Source organism: Amycolatopsis pigmentata (genome assembly GCF_042684065.1).
Taxonomy (GTDB): Bacteria; Actinomycetota; Actinomycetes; order Mycobacteriales; family Pseudonocardiaceae; genus Amycolatopsis_E; species Amycolatopsis_E pigmentata.
In genome coordinates, this window is the sequence record NZ_JBHUKR010000007.1 from 559,327 (window position 1) to 576,004 (window position 16,678).

Genomic DNA, 16,678 nt, shown 5'->3' on the forward strand with positions numbered 1-16,678 from the left:
AGCAACTAAACATGAGGGACTTTCGGGATTTCCCTACTCCGGGGTAGCGTGACCCATCGCACAGTGTCGTGCCCGGCGTACGGAGGAGGGGGCAATGCCCGGAAGAGCTCGCGGGATGGCGGTGGTCTCCGTCGCCGCGGTCACCGGACTGACCGTCGCGATCGGAGGGTCCGGCATTCCGGCCCAGGCGGCCCAGTCGAACGACTACTGCGGCGGGCACTGCGCCGACATTCTTCCGCCCGGCGAGAACGGCAACGCGACCTTGGCCGACATTCTCGCCAACAGGGCGCTCGGAACGAGGCCTCCGCACACGGACGATCAGCTCTCCACCTACGGCACCCTCGCCAACAAGTACGGCTCCGTCACCAACGCGACCATCAACCAGTTCTTCGGTGACGCGTCCTTCGGCGTTCCCTCCGACCAGGTCGCGAGCAGCGTCCAGCCTCGTTCCGATGTGACGATCGTGCGCGACAAAGCGCTCGGCGTCCCGCACGTCTACGGCCAGACCCGCTCCGGTACCGAGTTCGGCGCCGGGTACGCGGCGGGGCAGGACCGGTTGTGGCTGATGGACGTCTTCCGTCATGTCGGGCGCGGGCAGCTGAGCGGCTTCGCCGGCGGCGCGGAGGCCAACCGCCAGCTCGAGCAGGAGTTCTGGGCCGCGGCCCCGTACACCGAGCAGGACCTGCAGAACCAGGTCACCACCATCGCCAACAGCGGCGCCGCGGGCGCACAGGCCTTCGCCGACATCAATTCCTACATCGACGGCCTCAACACCTACATCAAGCAGGCGTACCAGGGTCGCTACTTCCCCGGTGAATACGACCTGACCGGCCACGTCGACCCGATCACCAACGCGGGCGGCATCGAGCCGTTCAAGCCCACGGACCTGATCGCGATCGCCAGCGTGGTGGGCGCGTTGTTCGGCACCGGTGGCGGCGGGGAGGTGCAGTCGGCTCTGGTCAAACAGGCGGCCGACGCGCGGTACGGCACCACCGTCGGTGACCAGGTGTGGCGCTCGTTCCGCGAGGAGAACGACGCCGAGGCGGACCTGACAATCCACAATGGACAGCGTTTCCCGTACGCGGCGAGCCCGGCTTCACCACAGGCCGTGGCCATGCCCGACCCCGGATCGGTGTCTCCCCAGCAGGAGATCTACGACCCCACCGGCTCGGCGAAGAGTTCCACGTCGACGGCGGCCGGTGTGCTTCCGGGGAACCTGTTGTCCGCCAAGCACGGTATGTCGAACGCCCTCGTGGTCTCCGGGAAGTACACCGACGACGGCCATCCGATCGCCGTCTTCGGCCCCCAGACCGGATATTTCGCGCCGCAGCTTCTGATGCTGGAGGAGCTGCAGGGACCCGGGATCAGCGCCCGCGGTGTCTCCTTCGCCGGCACCAACTTCTACGTCGAACTCGGCCGCGGCCAGGACTACTCGTGGAGCGCGACCTCGGCGGGACAGGACGTCACCGACACCTTCGCGGTGCCGCTGTGCCGTCCCGACGGCTCGGCGGCGGACAAGAACTCCGACCACTACCTCTACAACGGACAGTGCGTCGCGATGGAACCGTTGGAGGTCGACGACTCGTGGAGCCCGACACTGGCCGACAGCACCGCGGCCGGTTCGTACAAGCTGATCGTCTACCGGACGAAGTTCGGACTGGTGCAGTACCGCGCGACCATGAACGGCGCGCCGGTGGCCTACACCAGCCAGCGGTCCAGCTACCAGCATGAGGCCTCGTCGATCATCGGCTTCCAGATGTTCAACGATCCGGACCACATGGCGAGCGCCGCGCAGTTCCAGGACTCGGCCTCGCACATCAACTACACGTTCAACTGGTTCTACGTGAACTCGACCGAAACCGCCTACTACAACTCCGGCTGGAACCCGGTTCGACCGTCCACTGTGGATCCCAACCTGCCGGTCTCGAGTCAGTACGAGTGGGTGAACTGGAACCCCGGCACCTTCACCTCCGACTACACCACCCCCGCCGAGCACCCGAACTCGGTCGGCCAGGACTACTACATCTCCTGGAACAACAAGCAGGCGCTGGACTACACCGCGGGCGGCTTCGGTGAGGGCAGCGTGCACCGGTCGAACCTGCTCGACTCGCGGGTGCACTCCCTGGTGACCAGTGGCCAGAAGATCAGCCGGGCGGACATGGTCAAGGCGATGGAAGACGCGGCGGTGACCGACCTGCGCGGTGAGGACGTGCTGCCCACGCTACTGAAGGTGATCACCAGCCAGCCGGTGACCGACCCGAAGCAGGCCGCGCTGGTGACCCAACTGCGGACCTGGCTCTCCCACGGGGCGAAGCGGGTGGAAACCTCGCAGGGCAGCAAGACCTACGCCGACGCGGCCGCGATCGGAGTGATGGACGCCTGGTGGCCGCTCCTGGCTCAGGCGGAGTTCCAGCCCGGCATGGGTGATGCCCTGTTCACCGCGATGACCGGCGCGATCCAGATCAACGAGTCGCCCTCGGGCGGCCAGAACGGCCCCTCGGGGTCGAGCGGCATCAACCAGTCCATCTCCCACAAGGGTTCCTCGTTCCAGATCGGCTGGTGGTCCTATGTGGACAAGGACCTCCGCGCGGTCCTCGGACAGCCGGTGGCGGACGGGTTGGCTCAGCCGTACTGCGGCGCGGGCGACCTTTCCGCCTGCCGCACGGCGCTGCTGACCAGTCTCACCCAGGCCGGCGCCGAACCGGCGTCGACGGTCTACCCCGGCGACTCGTCCTGCTCGGCGGGCGACCAGTGGTGTGCGGACTCCATCATCCAGCGACCGCTGGGCGGGGTCACCGATCCCTCGATCACCTGGCAGAACCGGCCCACCTACCAGCAGGTGGTGCAGTTCGCCGGACACCGCTGAGGGGGGGCGGAAACCGCCGGGGCCGACGCCTTACCGCGCGGTCCCGGCGGCGGCCGGGTGGACCGGTGGGTCGGCGACGCCCGGCGCACGACGGGCGCCGAACTCCTTGCGCAGCACCGGAATGACTTCTTCGCCCAGCATGTCCAGTTGCTCCAGGACGGTCTTCAGCGGCAACCCCGCGTGGTCCATCAGGAACAACTGGCGCTGGTAGTCACCGAAGTGTTCGCGGAAGGTCAGCGTCTTGTCGATGACCTGCTGCGGGCTACCCACGGTCAGCGGGGTCTGCTCGGTGAAATCCTCCAGCGACGGTCCACCGCCGTAGACCGGCGCGTGGTCGAAGTACGGCCGGAACTCGCGCACCGCGTCCTGCGAGTTCCGGCGCATGAAGACCTGACCGCCCAGGCCGACGATGGCCTGTTCTCCAGTGCCGTGCCCGTAGTGCGCGAAGCGCTCGCGGTAGAGCCCGATGAGCCGCATGAAGTGTTCCTTGGGCCAGAAGATGTGGTTGGCGAAGAAGCCGTCGCCGTAGTACGCGGCCAGTTCCGCGATCTCCGGGCTGCGGATGGAACCGTGCCACACGAAGGGCGGCACGCCGTCCAGCGGCCGGGGCGTGGCGGTGAACTGCCGTAGCGGCGTGCGGAACTTGCCTTCCCAGTCCACCACTTCGTTGCGCCACAACGCATGCAGCAGCCCGTAGTGCTCCACGGTCAGCGGGATGCCCTGCCGGATGTCCTGCCCGAACCACGGATAGACCGGCGCCGTGTTGCCGCGCCCCAGCATCAGGTCGACCCGGCCGTCGGCCAGGTGCTGCAGCATCGAGAAGTCCTCGGCGATCTTCACCGGGTCGCTCGTGGTGATCAGCGTGGTGGCGGTGGACAGGATGAGCCGCTGGGTCCTCGCCGCGATGTAACCGAGCATGGTCGTCGGTGACGACGGCACGAACGGCGGGTTGTGGTGCTCGCCGGTGGCGAACACGTCGAGCCCCACTTCTTCGGCCTTCAGCGCGATCGTGACCATCGCTTTGATCCGCTCGTGCTCGGTCGGCGTGGTACCGGTCGTGGGGTCGGGCGTGACATCACCCACGCTGAAGATTCCGAACTGCATCAACCCAGCCTACCCGGTTAGTTGCGTGTTCAAATATGTACGGCCGCGCGAAGCGCGTCCGTTGAGGGTGGTGGTGGGAGACGGGTGGGGCTACTAGCTGAGACGGACGGGGTTGACCACGTCGGCCGCGACGGTCAGCAGCGTCACCGCCGCGCCGGCGAACACCAGCACCATGGTCACGCCCGCCAACCGTGAGTAGTCCACCGGGCCTGCGGCGGCCTTGCCGAACAGCCCGCGTACCGCGTCGCGGATCCGTTCGTACCAGATCACGGCGACGTGCCCACCGTCCATCGGGAGCAGCGGCAGCAGGTTGAACACCCCGATGAAGAAGTTGAAACTCGCCAGGAGCAGGAGGAACAGCGGCCAAAGCCCCTGCTGCACGGCCTCACCGCCGACGCGGCTCATCCCCACCACGCTCATCGGGCTGTTCGGGTCGCGCTCGCCGCCGAAGATCGAGTGCACCACCGCGGGAATCCGTCCGGGCAGTTCCAGCATCCGCTGCCAGGTCTCGCCGAACATGCGGCCGGTGAACTCCGCGGCTCCCCTGATTCCGGTGACCGGCCCATAGGCGTACATCCGCGCGAAGGTCACGCCGATCGCACCATCGCGGACATCGACCGTCACCGGAACGGACCGGCCGTCCCGCCGGACTTCGACGGTGATCGGACCGGCCGACTGGTGGATCCGGGTGATCGCGTCGCCGTAGGTCGGAGTCGACTGTCCGGCCACCGCCATGATCCGGTCCCCCGGCCGGATACCGGCCGCCTGCGCGGGCGCACCGCCGGTCACCGCCGCCACGTCGGGGCTCCCCGTGACGTTCGGCAGCCCCATCGTGACGGCCATCGTGTAGAGCAGCACGAAGCCGAGGAGGAGATGCGCGGCCGAACCCGACGCCATCACGACCGTGCGCTTCCACGCCTTGAACCGCCACATCGCACGCGGCGATTCCGCCGGTGTCACCTCGTCGAGCGCGGTCATTCCGGCGATGTCGCAGAAACCGCCGAAGGGAAGCCATTTGAGGCCGTACTCGGTCTCACCACGGTGGAACGAAAACACCGTCGGCCCGTAGCCCACGAAGAACCGGCGGACCTTCATGCCGAACGCCTTCGCGGTCAGCATGTGGCCCGCCTCGTGGAGCGCCACGGATACACAGATGCCCAGTACGAACAAGCCCACCCCGAGCGCATACGCCAGCACGCGCCCACTTTCGCACCCGTGGCGTCAAGCGCGCGTTCCTCGCCGGTGAACCGCCTAGACTTGAGCCATGCGCCGACGCCGTCCGGTGACCGAAGTGCCCGATGTGGTGGGGTTGGGTTCCGAGGACGCGTGCGAGATCGTCCGCCGCCGTGGTCTGGTTCCCCGGGGGCCCGACGGCGACGAAGAACCGGGCCCCGGCGTGGTCGTGGCGCAGGTTCCGGTCGCGACCGCGGGCGCCGAAGAGGGCAGCGAAGTCGTCCTGTGGACCCAGCTCGGCCCGGACGCCCCCGCGGATCCCGTTCCGCCTTCGCCCACCGAGTCGGCTCTTCAACCGGCTTGAAAACCGCGTCCGCGCCCTCCAGTGTGGATGCGGTGGCGGCACCCTTCGACACTTCGGGAGCGATCGGATGAGGACCATCGAACACTGGATCGACGGGACGACGACCCGGGGCGGGTCGACGCGCACCGGAGAGGTCTACGATCCCGCGACCGGCCGGCGGCAGGCCGACGTCCTGCTCGCGGAACCCTCCGATGTGGACACCGCGGTCGCCGCGGCGGCAAAGGCCTTCGCGTTGTGGTCCGACTCCTCGCTCACCCGGCGGGCCAGGGTGATGTTCGCCTTCCGGGAATTGCTGGTCCGCCACGAGGACGAACTGGCCCGGATCATCTCCAGCGAGCACGGCAAGGTGATCGACGACGCTCGCGGTGAGATCGTCCGCGGCCGGGAAGTGGTGGAATACGCCTGCGGCATCGCGGAAGCTCTCAAGGGAAGTTTCTCCGACCAGGTCTCCAGCGACGTGGACGTCTACGGCTTCCGCCAGCCCCTCGGCGTGTGCGCGGGCATCACCCCGTTCAACTTCCCGATCATGGTGCCGCTGTGGATGCACCCGATGGCGATCGCCACCGGCAACACGTTCGTCCTCAAGCCCAGCGAACGCGACCCGTCGGTGTCCCGGATGGTCGCCGAACTGTATGCCGAAGCGGGACTGCCCGACGGCGTCTTCAACGTGGTCCAGGGGGACAAGGTCGCCGTGGACGCCATTCTCGATCACCCCGGCATCGCCGCGGTTTCGTTCGTCGGATCCACCCCCGTCGCGAAGTACGTACACGAGCGCGCGAGCGCCACCGGCAAGCGAGTCCAGGCGCTGGGCGGTGCGAAAAACCACGCTGTCGTCCTGCCGGACGCGGATCTGGAGTTCGCCGCGGACCAGCTCACCGCGGCCGCCTTCGGCTCGGCGGGCCAGCGCTGCATGGCGGTCTCCGTGGGAGTGGCCGTTGGTGACGCGGCGGACGCCCTGGTCAAGGTGCTGGAGCGCAAGGCGGGCGAGGTCAAGGTCGGGCCGGGGAGCGAACCGTCCAGCGACATGGGACCGCTGGTGACGCGGGCGGCCAAGGAACGGGTGGTCAACGCCGTGGCGACCGGCGCCGAGCAGGGCGCGACGGTGGTCGTGGACGGGCGCGGGCTGTCCGTCGACGGCCACGAGGACGGCTTTTTCGTCGGCCCGTCCATCCTCGACCACGTCACCACGGACATGGACGCCTACCGTGAAGAGATCTTCGGTCCGGTGCTCAGCGTCGTGCGGTGCGACACCGTGGACGAGGCCATCGCGCTGATCAACGCGAACCCCTACGGGAACGGCACCGCCATCTTCACCTCCAGCGGTGACGCGGCCCGCCGGTTCCAGCGCGCGGTGAAGGTCGGCATGGTCGGTGTCAACGTGCCGATCCCGGTCCCGATGTCGTACTACTCCTTCGGCGGCTGGAAGGACTCGCTGATCGGCGACAGTCCCATCCATGGCCCCGAAGGCGTCCGGTTCTACACGCGGGCCAAGGTCGTGACGAGCCGCTGGCCGCACGCACGGGCGCGATTCAGTTTCCCGGCGTCCGAATAGCCGGCATGACTGTCCACATAGGAGTCATCGGCGCCGGCGCGATCGGTGCGGACCACGTCCGCCGCATCGGTGCGCGCGTGCCGGGAGCGGCAGTGGTCGCGGTGGCCGACATCGACCCGGCCCGGGCCGGCGAGGTCGCGTCCGGCGCCGGGGCGCGGGTCCTGCCCAGCGGCCTTGACGTCGTCACCGACCCACACGTCGACGCGGTCCTGGTCACGTCGTGGGGCCCGACGCACGCGGACTACCTTCTGGCCGCGATCGACGCCGGAAAACCGGTGTTCACCGAGAAACCGATGGTCACCACGGCCGCGGACGGGCTGCGGATCGTCGAGGCCGAGCAGTCGTCCGGCCGCAGGCTGGTGCGGGTCGGCTTCATGCGTCGCCACGACGCGGGTTATCGGGCCATGAAGGAGGTCCTCGCGTCCGGCGAAATCGGCACACCGCTGCTCATGCACTGCGTGCACCGCAACGCGACCGCGCCGGAGACCTATCACTCGGAGATGGCCATCAGGGACACGGCCGTGCACGAGATCGACCTCATCCGCTGGCTGCTCGACGACGAGGTCGTCTCGGCACAGGTGATCAGTCCAAGGCGGACGTCGAGGAGGTTCGAACACCTCCAGGATCCGCAGTTCATGCTGTTCGAGACCGCTTCCGGAGTCCGCGTCGACCTCGAAGTGTTCGTCAACTGCCAGTACGGCTACGACATCCGTTGCGAGGTGGTCGGCGAGATGGGGACGGTGGAGCTTCCGCATCCGGCCGATGTCTGGGTGCGGAGCGGCGCGCGGCTCCGGACCCCGGTTCTCCAGGACTGGAGCGAGCGTTTCGCCGCCGCCTTCGACGACGAGTTGATCGAGTGGGTCGCGTCGGTTCGAGAAGGCCGGGCCTCGGGACCGGATTCCTGGGACGGCTACGCCGTCGCGGCCGTCACCGACGCGGCGGCCGAGTCGCTGGGTTCGGGCGAGGTCTTGCCCGTGCTCCTCGACAAGCGGCCGGCGTTCTACGGCTGAACGATGGGGAACTCGCCGAACGGCGAGTTCCCCATCGGCCGTCAGGCGTCCGCGTGGGCGGAAGCGAGACCGGGTGGCGCCGCGGCGATGGCGCGGTGGATGGCGTCCGCGAGGGCCAGCGCGGCTTCCTCGGTCAGTTCCACGGGAACGCGCGCCGACGGACCCTGGTCCGGGTTCAGGAAGTCGATGTTGACGGTGTGCCCGTAGGGCGCGTGGACAGGGTGATCGACGTAGACCGTCGCGTGGGACAGCGAAAACCAGCCCTTCGCGGCCTTTCCACTGCCGTCGACCTCGAACTTCTCGGTCTGGTATGTGCACATGGGCGTTCCCCTTACAGTGTCGTTCTTCACCAATCCGACGGCAGCCACGGCGGAAACGGGTTTCCCAAGCAGTTCAGCTGCGGACCGTCTCCGCCTGCTTTCGGTCGGATCAGTGAAGGTGCTTGCCGAAGAACTCGAACACGCGCTGCCAGCCCTCGACGGCGGCGGTGGGCCGGTAGGAGGGCCGGTCGACGGCGAAGAAGGCGTGGCCGGCGTTGTCGTAGGTGTGGAACTCGTGCGGTTTGCCGAGCCGATCGAGCTCGGCGGACAGCGCCGCGGTCTCGTCCGGTGCCGGGAACTTGTCGTCGGCGCCGAACAGTCCGAGCAAGGGGCAGGACAGTTCCGATGCGAGCCCGAGCAGGGGCTTCATCGAGGACAGTTCCTTCGGCGGCTCCTTGACCACGAAGGCGCCGTAGCAGTCGACCGCGGCCTCCAGCGGGAGGCTGCATCCGGAGAGGAACGCCTGCCTGCCGCCCGAGCAGTACCCGATCACCCCGACCTTGCCGTTCGAGGTGTCCATCGCGCGCAGGTACCGCGCCGCGCCGCCGACATCGCCGACGAGCCGGTCGTCGGGGACCCCGCCCGCGGCGCGGGCGGCCGCCGCCGCGTCGTCGGGGTCCGCGCCCGGTGCCTCCCGCGAGTACAGGTTGGGGCACACGGCGTGGTAGCCGTGCACGGCGAACCGGCGCACGATTTCCTTCGTGGCCGCGTCGTACCCGGGCATGTGGTGGATCACCACGACGCCACCTCGTGACCCCGGGTCGAGCGGTTTGGCCAGGTAGGCCTCTATCTCGTCGTCAGCGTGGCCGGTGATGGTGATCGTGCCGGCCTGGATCGCGTCCTTCATGCCCGCAGCCTTTCACGACGGGGAAGGACGGTCACCTGGTGTTCAGGCGCCTGGCCCCTCGGCGTGGGCGTCGACGACCGTCGCCGCGGGCTCTTCGTCCGGGCTTTCGTCGAAGAGCTTCTCGAGGCCGAACTCCTCGGCCAGCGCGGCGAAGATCGGTGTGGTCTCCGGGTCCTGCTCGGTCACGCTCATGGCGGTACTGCCCCCTCGCTTTTCTGCCGCAAGAGTGTTGACACGCGGTAATCATACCTACTCACCGTGAGCAATCGGACGGCAACAGCCAAAACTTCACACAGATCGCCGTCATGACAACAGGACCCGTCCAGGCTCATAATGAGGGGGTAGAGGCGGTGCGCGATGGCACTTCACGGTGAAGAGCAGCGGCGACTGTCCGAGATCGAGCGGCAGTTGGCCGAGGAGAATCCGCGCTTGGCCCAGCGGCTCGCCGAGCTGCGGCCGATGCGGATCACAGGTGTGGTGCTGGCCATACTCGGCGTGTTCCTCTCGCCGGTGGCCGGTCTCTTCGTGCTGGTCGCGGCCGCGCAGACACACTCACCCCTCCTGATCGCGCTGGGCACGGTGCTCGCCGCGGTGGTGCCGACAGCGATTCTCTGGCGAACGTGGCTCCACCGTCTCGGGTGATTATTTCCGGTGGGTGAGGACACGCGGGACGACGAACCACATGACCACGAACAACAAACCCGTCAGACCGCCCACCACGGCCATCGCCACGCCCCCGTAGACCACCTTGGCGATCAGCGTCACCGTCACCGTGACCGCCGCCGCGAGACACACCACGCCGGCGAGCGCGGCGCGGTTGCCGGTGTCCACGATCTTCCACCGGCTCCCGGTCCGGAACAGGATGCGATGCCAGACCGCGGGCGACATCAGCAGCGCGGTGGCCGCCACGGTGAGCAGCACGGCGGTCAGGTGCAGCGCCTTCTCGAAGCCGCTGGCCTGCCGGAACTGGGCGGTGAACACCACCGCGAGCAGGAACCCGAAGAGGATCTGCACACCGGCCTGCGCCACGCGCAGCTCGCTCATCAGCTCCCCGACGTTGCGCGCCAAGCGCTGTTTCGGTGTCTCTTCGTCATCGGCGGGCATGACCTCCAGCCTAGGAAACCGGTCCACACTCGGCACGTCGATCCACAATGGACTGTTCGGGCATGGGTTGATCTAGGCTGGAACCCATGGAACTCATCCGACTCGGAGAACCGGGACACGAACGCCCCGCGGTCCGCCACGAGGGGACCACGTTCGACCTCAGCGGCCTGACCACCGACCTGACCGGCGACTTCATCGCCGACGGCGGCCTCGATCGCGTCCGCGCCGCACTCTCCGCCGGAACTCTGTCCACAATAGACGAATCGGGGCAGCGGATCGGCGCACCGGTGACCAGGCCCGGCGCGGTGATCTGCATCGGGCAGAACTACGCGGCACACGCGGCCGAGTCCGGCGGGACACCGCCCGAGTACCCGATCATCTTCTTCAAGCACCCCAACACGATCGTCGGCCCGAACGACGACGTGCTGATCCCACCAGGCGCGACCAAGGTCGACTGGGAGGTCGAACTCACCGTGGTGATCGGTAAAACCGCCCGGTATCTGTCCTCACCCGAGCAGGCACTGGACCACGTCGCCGGGTACACCATCGGCAACGACGTGTCGGAACGAGCGTGGCAGTCGGAAATCTCCGGCGGCCAGTGGTCCAAGGGCAAGAGCGCGGAGACGTTCAACCCGCTGGGACCGGTCCTCGTCCCTGCCGCCGACCTTCGCGACCCGCAGAAACTCGGCATCCGGTCGTGGGTCAACGGCGAACCCCGGCAGAACTCGTCGACCGCGGACATGATCTTCCCCGTGGCCCGGCTGATCCACGAACTCTCCCAGCACCTGGTGCTCGAACCCGGTGACGTGGTGAACACCGGCACACCCGAGGGAGTCGCCCTCTCCGGCCGCTTCCCGTTCCTGAAGGCAGGCGACGTGATGGAACTCGAAATCGACGGCCTCGGCCGCCAGCGTTCCGTACTCAGGGCCGCCGACGGCTGATCCGTCGGCGCTCGCGTCCAACCTCGCGTTTGTGCTGTCGTTCAGATGGCCTGCTCTCGCGGATTTGCCGAAGATCGCTCCGTTGATCTGCCGACGCGACCGTCGTGGATCTGCCGGCAGTTGCTCCGTGGATCTGCCGACGTCTCTGTCGACCAGACGCCGCATGCCGGAGCGTCGGAGCGGCCGGTTCACGGTCCGGCTACGCGCGATCGCGGCCACAAGCGACAATGGAAGTGTGGCAGCCCCGACCATGACCAGACCCGCCCTGAAGATCGGCCCGTATGAGGTCGACGCGCCGGTGGTGCTCGCCCCGATGGCGGGCATCACGAACGTGGCCTTCCGCAGGCTCTGCCGTGAATACGGCGCGGGGATGTTCGTGTGCGAGATGATCACGGCCAGGGCCGTGGTCGAGCGGCATCCCGGCACGATGCACATGATGACCTTCGACCAGGGCGAGTACCCCCGGTCCATGCAGCTCTACGGCGTCGATCCGAAGACCATGCGGGAAGCCGTCAAGATCATCACCGGCGAGGGGCTGGCCGACCACATCGACTCCAACTTCGGATGCCCGGTGGCGAAGGTGACCCGCAAGGGCGGCGGCGCGGCCCTACCGTTCAAGCGGCGGCTTTTCGCCGACATCGTCCGGGAATCGGCCGCCGCCGCCGAGTCCGCAGGGGTGCCGTTCACGGTCAAGTTCCGCATCGGCATCGACGAAGACCATCACACCTACCTCGACGCGGGGCGGATCGCCGAGGCCGAGGGCGCCGCCGCGGTCTCCCTGCACGCGCGCACCGCGGCACAGCGTTACTCCGGCCAGGCCGACTGGACCGCGATCGCCCGCCTGAAGGAGGCCGTGCACAGCATCCCGGTGCTGGGCAACGGTGACATCTTCTCGGCGGCGGACGCGCTGCGCATGGTCGCCGAAACGGGTTGTGACGGCGTGGTGGTGGGTCGCGGCTGTCTCGGACGGCCGTGGTTGTTCGGCGAGCTCGAGGCCGCGTTCGCCGGCCGCGAAATCCCCGCCGGCCCGCCGCTCGGCGAGGTCGCCCGGATCCTGCGGCGTCACGCCGAACTGCTCGTCGAGCACGACGGCCCCGGCAAGGCCATGCGTGACCTGCGCAAACACATGGCGTGGTACTTCATGGGCTTCCCGGTCGGCTCCGAGCTGCGCCGCCGGTTCGCCATGGTCTCCTCGCTGGACGAACTCGACGAACTCATCACTCAGCTCGACCACGACGCGCCGTTCCCCGAGGCCGCCGAAGGCCCGCGCGGCCGCCAGGGCTCGCCCGGCAAGGTCACCCTGCCGCACGGCTGGCTCGACGACCCCGACGACAACCTCGTCCCCGAGGCCGAGGACATGCACTCGGGCGGCTGAGCTCATCCGGCCTGCGTGATACCAGCCGCATTCCTGCCCGCGTTCGGGCAGGAATGTTGCGGCAACGCCTCGCCGGATGTCACCGTCGACGTCATGCCCCCCGCCGACCTGGTTCGTCACGTCGCGCTGTCCACCGGACTTCCGGCGCCGGTGGCGGAACGGGTGATCGCCGATGTCGTCGCCTACTTCCGCGAAACCACCGAGGAGTTCGTCCGGCGGCGTCACGCCGAGTTGCGGCGGCGCGGGCGGAAGAACGCCGAAATCTGGACGATCCTGATCGGGGAGTTGTCCGGGCGGCCGGTCGGCGCGGGTGAGGTGTCGGAGCGACAGTTGCGGCGCATGGTGTACGGGTGAGGGTTCCGTCAGGGGCGCGCGGACTCGCGACTAGGACAGGAGGTCTTCAAACCGCAGGGTGCCTGGTCAGGTGAGTACCGAACGCGCCATCCGAAGGTACCCGATCTTGGGGGCAGGGCTCCCCACCAGCACAACGCGACGTAGACACCGAACGAGAGCCCGGGCCCCAAGATCGGGTGGGCGTGTTTAAGAACAAGCACTGAGGAGACAAGATGTGCGGAATCGTGGGCTACATCGGGCAGCGGCGCGCCACCCCCATCCTGGTCGAGGGCCTTCGCCGACTCGAGTACCGCGGTTACGACTCGGCCGGGGTCGCGGTCGTCCACCGGGGCAGGCTCAAGGTCACCAAGGCCGCGGTCCGGGTCGACGAGCTGCGTGAACTCCTCGACGAGGACCAGCCGGGACAGGTCGGCATCGCCCACACCCGCTGGGCGACGCACGGCGAACCGACCGACGTCAACGCCCACCCGCATCTGGACACGGCCCGGCGCATCGCCGTCGTGCACAACGGCATCATCGAAAACGCGGAGGCGCTGCGGACCAGGCTCGCCGACGAGGGCGTGAAGCTGGTTTCCGACACCGATACCGAGACGCTCGCGCATCTCGTGGCACGCGAACTCGACCAGGGCGCGGAGTCACTCGAAGAGGCGGTCCGAGCCACACTCCGTGGGGTCAACGGCGCGTACGGCCTGGTCGTCCTGGATGTCCAGAATCCCGGCCAACTCGTGGTCGCCCGCAACGGCAGTCCCATCGTGCTCGGGGTCGGTGACGGCGAGATGTTCGTCGCCTCCGATGTCGCCGCGCTGGTGCGTCACACGCAGCGTGTCGTGTATCTCGACGACGGCGAACTGGCGACCATGTGGGCCGACCACTTCAGCACCAGCACGTTGCAGGCCCACCGGACGGCGAAGACCCCGACCACCGTGGACGTCGACGACGCCGACTACCAGCTGTCGGGCTCCCCGAACTTCATGCACAAGGAGATCTTCGAGCAGCCCGAGGCCCTCCGGCGCGCACTGCTCGGCAGGCTGGACGAACGGTTCGCCACCGCGCGGCTCGGCGGCATCAACCTCGACGCCCGGGCCCTGCGTTCGATCCGTCGCGTGAAGTTCCTCGGCTGCGGCTCGGCCTACTACGCCGGCCAACTCGGTGCGAACCTGGTCGAGGAACTGGCCAGACTGCCCGCCGACGCGGAGCCGGCCTCCGAGTTCCGCTACCGCAATCCGGTCGTCGAGGGGGAGACCCTTTACGTCGCGGTGAGCCAGTCGGGGGAAACCGCCGACACCCTTGCGGCTGTTCAGGAACTCCGCCGGAAGGGTGGCCAGGTGCTGGGCGCGGTCAACGTGGTCGGCAGCGCGATCGGCCGGGAATGCGGCAGCGGCGTGTTCCTGCACGCCGGGCCGGAAGTCTCGGTCGCGTCGACCAAGGCGTACACGAACATGGGCGCCTGTTTCGCGATGTTGGCGCTGTTGCTCGGCCGGGTGCGCGATCTGTCGGTTTCCGACGGCAGCCGGATCGTCGGCGCGCTCGCGGCGCTGCCCGACCGGATCTCCGAGGTGCTCGCGGCCGAGAACGACATCGCCGAAATCGCGCGCAAGTACAGCACGGCGGAACGGATGTTCTTCATCGGTCGCGTGCGGACCTGGCCGACGGCGCGTGAAGGCGCCCAGAAGCTCAAGGAAATCTCCTACGTCCACGCCGAGGCCTACCAGGCGGCGGAGTTGAAGCACGGTCCACTCGCGCTGATCGACCCGGACATGCCGTCGGTGGTGCTGGTCCCGGACGACGAGGTGCTGAGCAAGAACATCGCGACGATCGAGCAGATCAAGGCGCGGGGCGGCCCGGTGATCGCGGTGACCAACGCGCGGCTGCCGCAGGGACTGGCCGACTCGGTCATCCGGCTGCCGCACAGCGAACCCGAACTCGATCCGATCCTGTTCACCATCCCGCTACAGATCTTCGCATACCATCTTGCCCGCCATCTCGGTCGCGACATCGACAAACCGCGCAATCTCGCCAAGAGCGTCACGGTAGAGTAAGTACGATTAATCGCGAATAATCCTCTTTCGGCCGAACTTGGCAAATCTACGCGTTGAAAGCTGGACAAAGAGTGGCCAAATGTCGCTAAGCTGACGCTCCGCCGAAGCAGGCCAAGTAAAGGACGAAGGATGGGGGTCCATGGCCTTCAACGCGATGTGGAAGCCCGGACCGGAAGCCGCCGCCGGTATGCACATGAACGGCTCCAGCAGCCAGCCCGCTCTGGTGATCTACCTCGACCCGGACAGTCTCGCCATCATGCCGCCCCGTGACCAGGACGAATGGCCGGCCTTCATCCGGCTCATGCACGAGTTACGGGACGGTGCCACGGATGTGGCCGACCACCTGAGGCGTGCCATCGAAGCCCCCGAAGAAAAGTAAGCCGCCTCCGCCGGGGGCGGCTTCACTGCCGTCCGCGGTGAGGCCACCGGTTATCCGCCCGCACATCGGACATCCGCCCGTGCCGGTACACGTGCGGCGCCGACTCGCTCATACCGCGGCCGACGGCGCCGATTTCGGCCGAAGCGGGGCGATTACCGCCCATCAATGTCGCACAACCGAATCGAATAAGGATGCGAGCGAACGCGGCAGAACATTTTTTCGGGTGTGCATTCCGGGAAAATTATCAACCGAATTGCAGGGTCCGGTCACGATGGGGCCCACCCTGGCGACCCGGTCTACGAAATGCCGCGCCCCGTGGACGACGGCCCACCCGTCGAACAAGCCGAGACCACCCTCGACCTGATCGAGAACCACCCGAGGGAGACCACCACCCGGTAACCGGGGCATGATCGTACGGTTGCGTGCGCTGGAAGTACGGAGGTGGCCGTGTTCGATGTCGCGTCCCGGGACGAGGTCGAGCGTTTCCTGGTCAGGCTCGCCGAGGAAGACTCCCGGATCACCGCCGCCGCGGTGGTCGGATCGAGGGCGCACACCGCCGGCGACCGGTGGTCGGACATCGACCTCACTCTCGCGGTCGAGGACGAAACCGCACCCGTGGACATTCTCGATGAATGGCAAGCGAAACTGGCCGAGGATTTCGGGGCGACGGCCCTCTTCGATCTCGCCCCCGGCCCGATCATCTACCGCGTGTTCCTGCTTCGCGGAGCCCTGCAGGTCGACCTCTCGGTGACTCCGGCGAGCCGGTTCGCGGCCCGAGGTGAAACGTTTCGGCTCCTTTTCGGAAATGTCGCCACGGAACCGGTGCGGCAACGTCGTCGTGCTGGTACGGACATCTTCGGCCACGCCGTTCACCACGCGGTTCGCGCCCGTGTCTGCATCGAACGCGGACGCGCCCTCCAAGCGGAATACTGGATAAGCGGTCTCCGAAACGAGGCACTTACGCTGACGAGCAGGCGGGAAGGAGTTCAGGAATGGTACGCCCGCGGTGCCCATTTGCTGCCCGCGAACACCCGTGAACGTTATGCCGACGCCCTGGTCCGCTCACTTGACCCGGCCGAACTCGAGCGAGCACTCGAGGCCGCGATCAGCTTGCTCCTGGACGAGAGCGACCAAGCGCCGGAAATCGCTTCTCAAGTCGGGAGTCAACTGCGCGCCCTCATGAAATCCGGGCGGTAAAGGGGCGATCCACCGAAACCGTGCGACGGAAGTATTTCTCACACCGCTCTTAT

General features: G+C 67.7%; 17 protein-coding genes. 11 read left to right on the forward strand and 6 right to left on the reverse strand.

Annotated features, from left to right (window positions below):
- The first annotated feature begins 94 nt into the window (after positions 1 to 94).
- A complete protein-coding gene (locus tag ACFSXZ_RS15590) occupies positions 95 to 2,866 on the forward strand; it encodes a penicillin acylase family protein (RefSeq protein ID WP_378265736.1) in 2,772 nt (923 codons plus the stop codon).
- A gap of 30 nt (positions 2,867 to 2,896) precedes the next feature.
- Here the strand turns inward: ACFSXZ_RS15590 and ACFSXZ_RS15595 are convergent, their stop codons facing one another.
- Together ACFSXZ_RS15595 and ACFSXZ_RS15600 are read right to left on the reverse strand one after the other, a co-directional pair.
- Positions 2,897 to 3,970: an LLM class flavin-dependent oxidoreductase gene (locus tag ACFSXZ_RS15595; protein WP_378265737.1), complete on the reverse strand. Its 1,074-nt coding sequence runs from the start codon at positions 3,968 to 3,970 to the stop codon at positions 2,897 to 2,899.
- Positions 3,971 to 4,063: 93 nt separating this feature from the next.
- On the reverse strand, positions 4,064 to 5,167 hold the full coding sequence (locus tag ACFSXZ_RS15600; RefSeq protein ID WP_378265738.1) for a M50 family metallopeptidase: 1,104 nt from the start codon (positions 5,165 to 5,167) through the stop codon (positions 4,064 to 4,066).
- A gap of 67 nt (positions 5,168 to 5,234) precedes the next feature.
- On the opposite strand from ACFSXZ_RS15600, the gene ACFSXZ_RS15605 reads away from it, so the two are divergent.
- The 3 genes from ACFSXZ_RS15605 to ACFSXZ_RS15615 all read left to right on the forward strand — a co-directional run bounded on the left by ACFSXZ_RS15605 (position 5,235) and on the right by ACFSXZ_RS15615 (position 8,069).
- A complete protein-coding gene (locus ACFSXZ_RS15605) occupies positions 5,235 to 5,507 on the forward strand; it encodes a PASTA domain-containing protein (protein ID WP_378265739.1) in 273 nt (90 codons plus the stop codon).
- 67 nt (positions 5,508 to 5,574) lie between these two features.
- Positions 5,575 to 7,059, forward strand: coding sequence for a CoA-acylating methylmalonate-semialdehyde dehydrogenase (locus ACFSXZ_RS15610; protein WP_378265740.1), 1,485 nt, complete (start codon positions 5,575 to 5,577; stop codon positions 7,057 to 7,059).
- Positions 7,060 to 7,064: 5 nt separating this feature from the next.
- A complete protein-coding gene (locus tag ACFSXZ_RS15615; protein ID WP_378265741.1) occupies positions 7,065 to 8,069 on the forward strand; it encodes a Gfo/Idh/MocA family oxidoreductase in 1,005 nt (334 codons plus the stop codon).
- 41 nt (positions 8,070 to 8,110) lie between these two features.
- Here the strand turns inward: ACFSXZ_RS15615 and ACFSXZ_RS15620 are convergent, their stop codons facing one another.
- From ACFSXZ_RS15620 to ACFSXZ_RS15630, 3 genes are all read right to left on the reverse strand, one after another.
- Positions 8,111 to 8,389, reverse strand: coding sequence for a DUF6295 family protein (locus tag ACFSXZ_RS15620; RefSeq protein ID WP_378265742.1), 279 nt, complete (start codon positions 8,387 to 8,389; stop codon positions 8,111 to 8,113).
- A 109-nt stretch (positions 8,390 to 8,498) separates the two neighbouring features.
- Complete coding sequence (locus ACFSXZ_RS15625) at positions 8,499 to 9,236, reverse strand: dienelactone hydrolase family protein (RefSeq protein ID WP_378265743.1); 738 nt, start codon at positions 9,234 to 9,236, stop codon at positions 8,499 to 8,501.
- A 42-nt stretch (positions 9,237 to 9,278) separates the two neighbouring features.
- Complete coding sequence (locus ACFSXZ_RS15630; RefSeq protein ID WP_378265744.1) at positions 9,279 to 9,428, reverse strand: hypothetical protein; 150 nt, start codon at positions 9,426 to 9,428, stop codon at positions 9,279 to 9,281.
- A gap of 165 nt (positions 9,429 to 9,593) precedes the next feature.
- On the opposite strand from ACFSXZ_RS15630, the gene ACFSXZ_RS15635 reads away from it, so the two are divergent.
- Positions 9,594 to 9,878, forward strand: coding sequence for a DUF3040 domain-containing protein (locus tag ACFSXZ_RS15635; RefSeq protein ID WP_378265745.1), 285 nt, complete (start codon positions 9,594 to 9,596; stop codon positions 9,876 to 9,878).
- Here ACFSXZ_RS15635 and ACFSXZ_RS15640 read toward each other — a convergent pair whose 3' ends face one another.
- A complete protein-coding gene (locus tag ACFSXZ_RS15640; RefSeq protein ID WP_378265746.1) occupies positions 9,879 to 10,340 on the reverse strand; it encodes a DUF6328 family protein in 462 nt (153 codons plus the stop codon). It abuts the gene before it with no gap.
- Positions 10,341 to 10,426: 86 nt separating this feature from the next.
- On the opposite strand from ACFSXZ_RS15640, the gene ACFSXZ_RS15645 reads away from it, so the two are divergent.
- The 6 genes from ACFSXZ_RS15645 (at position 10,427) to ACFSXZ_RS15670 (ending at position 16,625) form a co-directional block, all read left to right on the forward strand.
- Positions 10,427 to 11,281, forward strand: a complete 855-nt coding sequence (locus tag ACFSXZ_RS15645) for a fumarylacetoacetate hydrolase family protein (protein ID WP_378265747.1) — start codon at positions 10,427 to 10,429, stop codon at positions 11,279 to 11,281.
- 250 nt (positions 11,282 to 11,531) lie between these two features.
- Positions 11,532 to 12,656: a tRNA dihydrouridine synthase DusB gene (dusB, locus tag ACFSXZ_RS15650; protein ID WP_378266474.1), complete on the forward strand. Its 1,125-nt coding sequence runs from the start codon at positions 11,532 to 11,534 to the stop codon at positions 12,654 to 12,656.
- Positions 12,657 to 12,671: 15 nt separating this feature from the next.
- Positions 12,672 to 13,010: a hypothetical protein gene (locus tag ACFSXZ_RS15655; protein WP_378265748.1), complete on the forward strand. Its 339-nt coding sequence runs from the start codon at positions 12,672 to 12,674 to the stop codon at positions 13,008 to 13,010.
- Between the two features lie 212 nt (positions 13,011 to 13,222).
- The gene (glmS, locus tag ACFSXZ_RS15660; RefSeq protein WP_378265749.1) at positions 13,223 to 15,049 is read left to right on the forward strand and encodes a glutamine--fructose-6-phosphate transaminase (isomerizing); all 1,827 of its coding nucleotides are present in this window, start codon (positions 13,223 to 13,225) and stop codon (positions 15,047 to 15,049) included.
- A gap of 139 nt (positions 15,050 to 15,188) precedes the next feature.
- Positions 15,189 to 15,428, forward strand: coding sequence for a hypothetical protein (locus tag ACFSXZ_RS15665; RefSeq protein ID WP_378265750.1), 240 nt, complete (start codon positions 15,189 to 15,191; stop codon positions 15,426 to 15,428).
- 447 nt (positions 15,429 to 15,875) lie between these two features.
- Positions 15,876 to 16,625: a hypothetical protein gene (locus ACFSXZ_RS15670; RefSeq protein WP_378265751.1), complete on the forward strand. Its 750-nt coding sequence runs from the start codon at positions 15,876 to 15,878 to the stop codon at positions 16,623 to 16,625.
- Positions 16,626 to 16,678 lie beyond the last annotated feature (53 nt).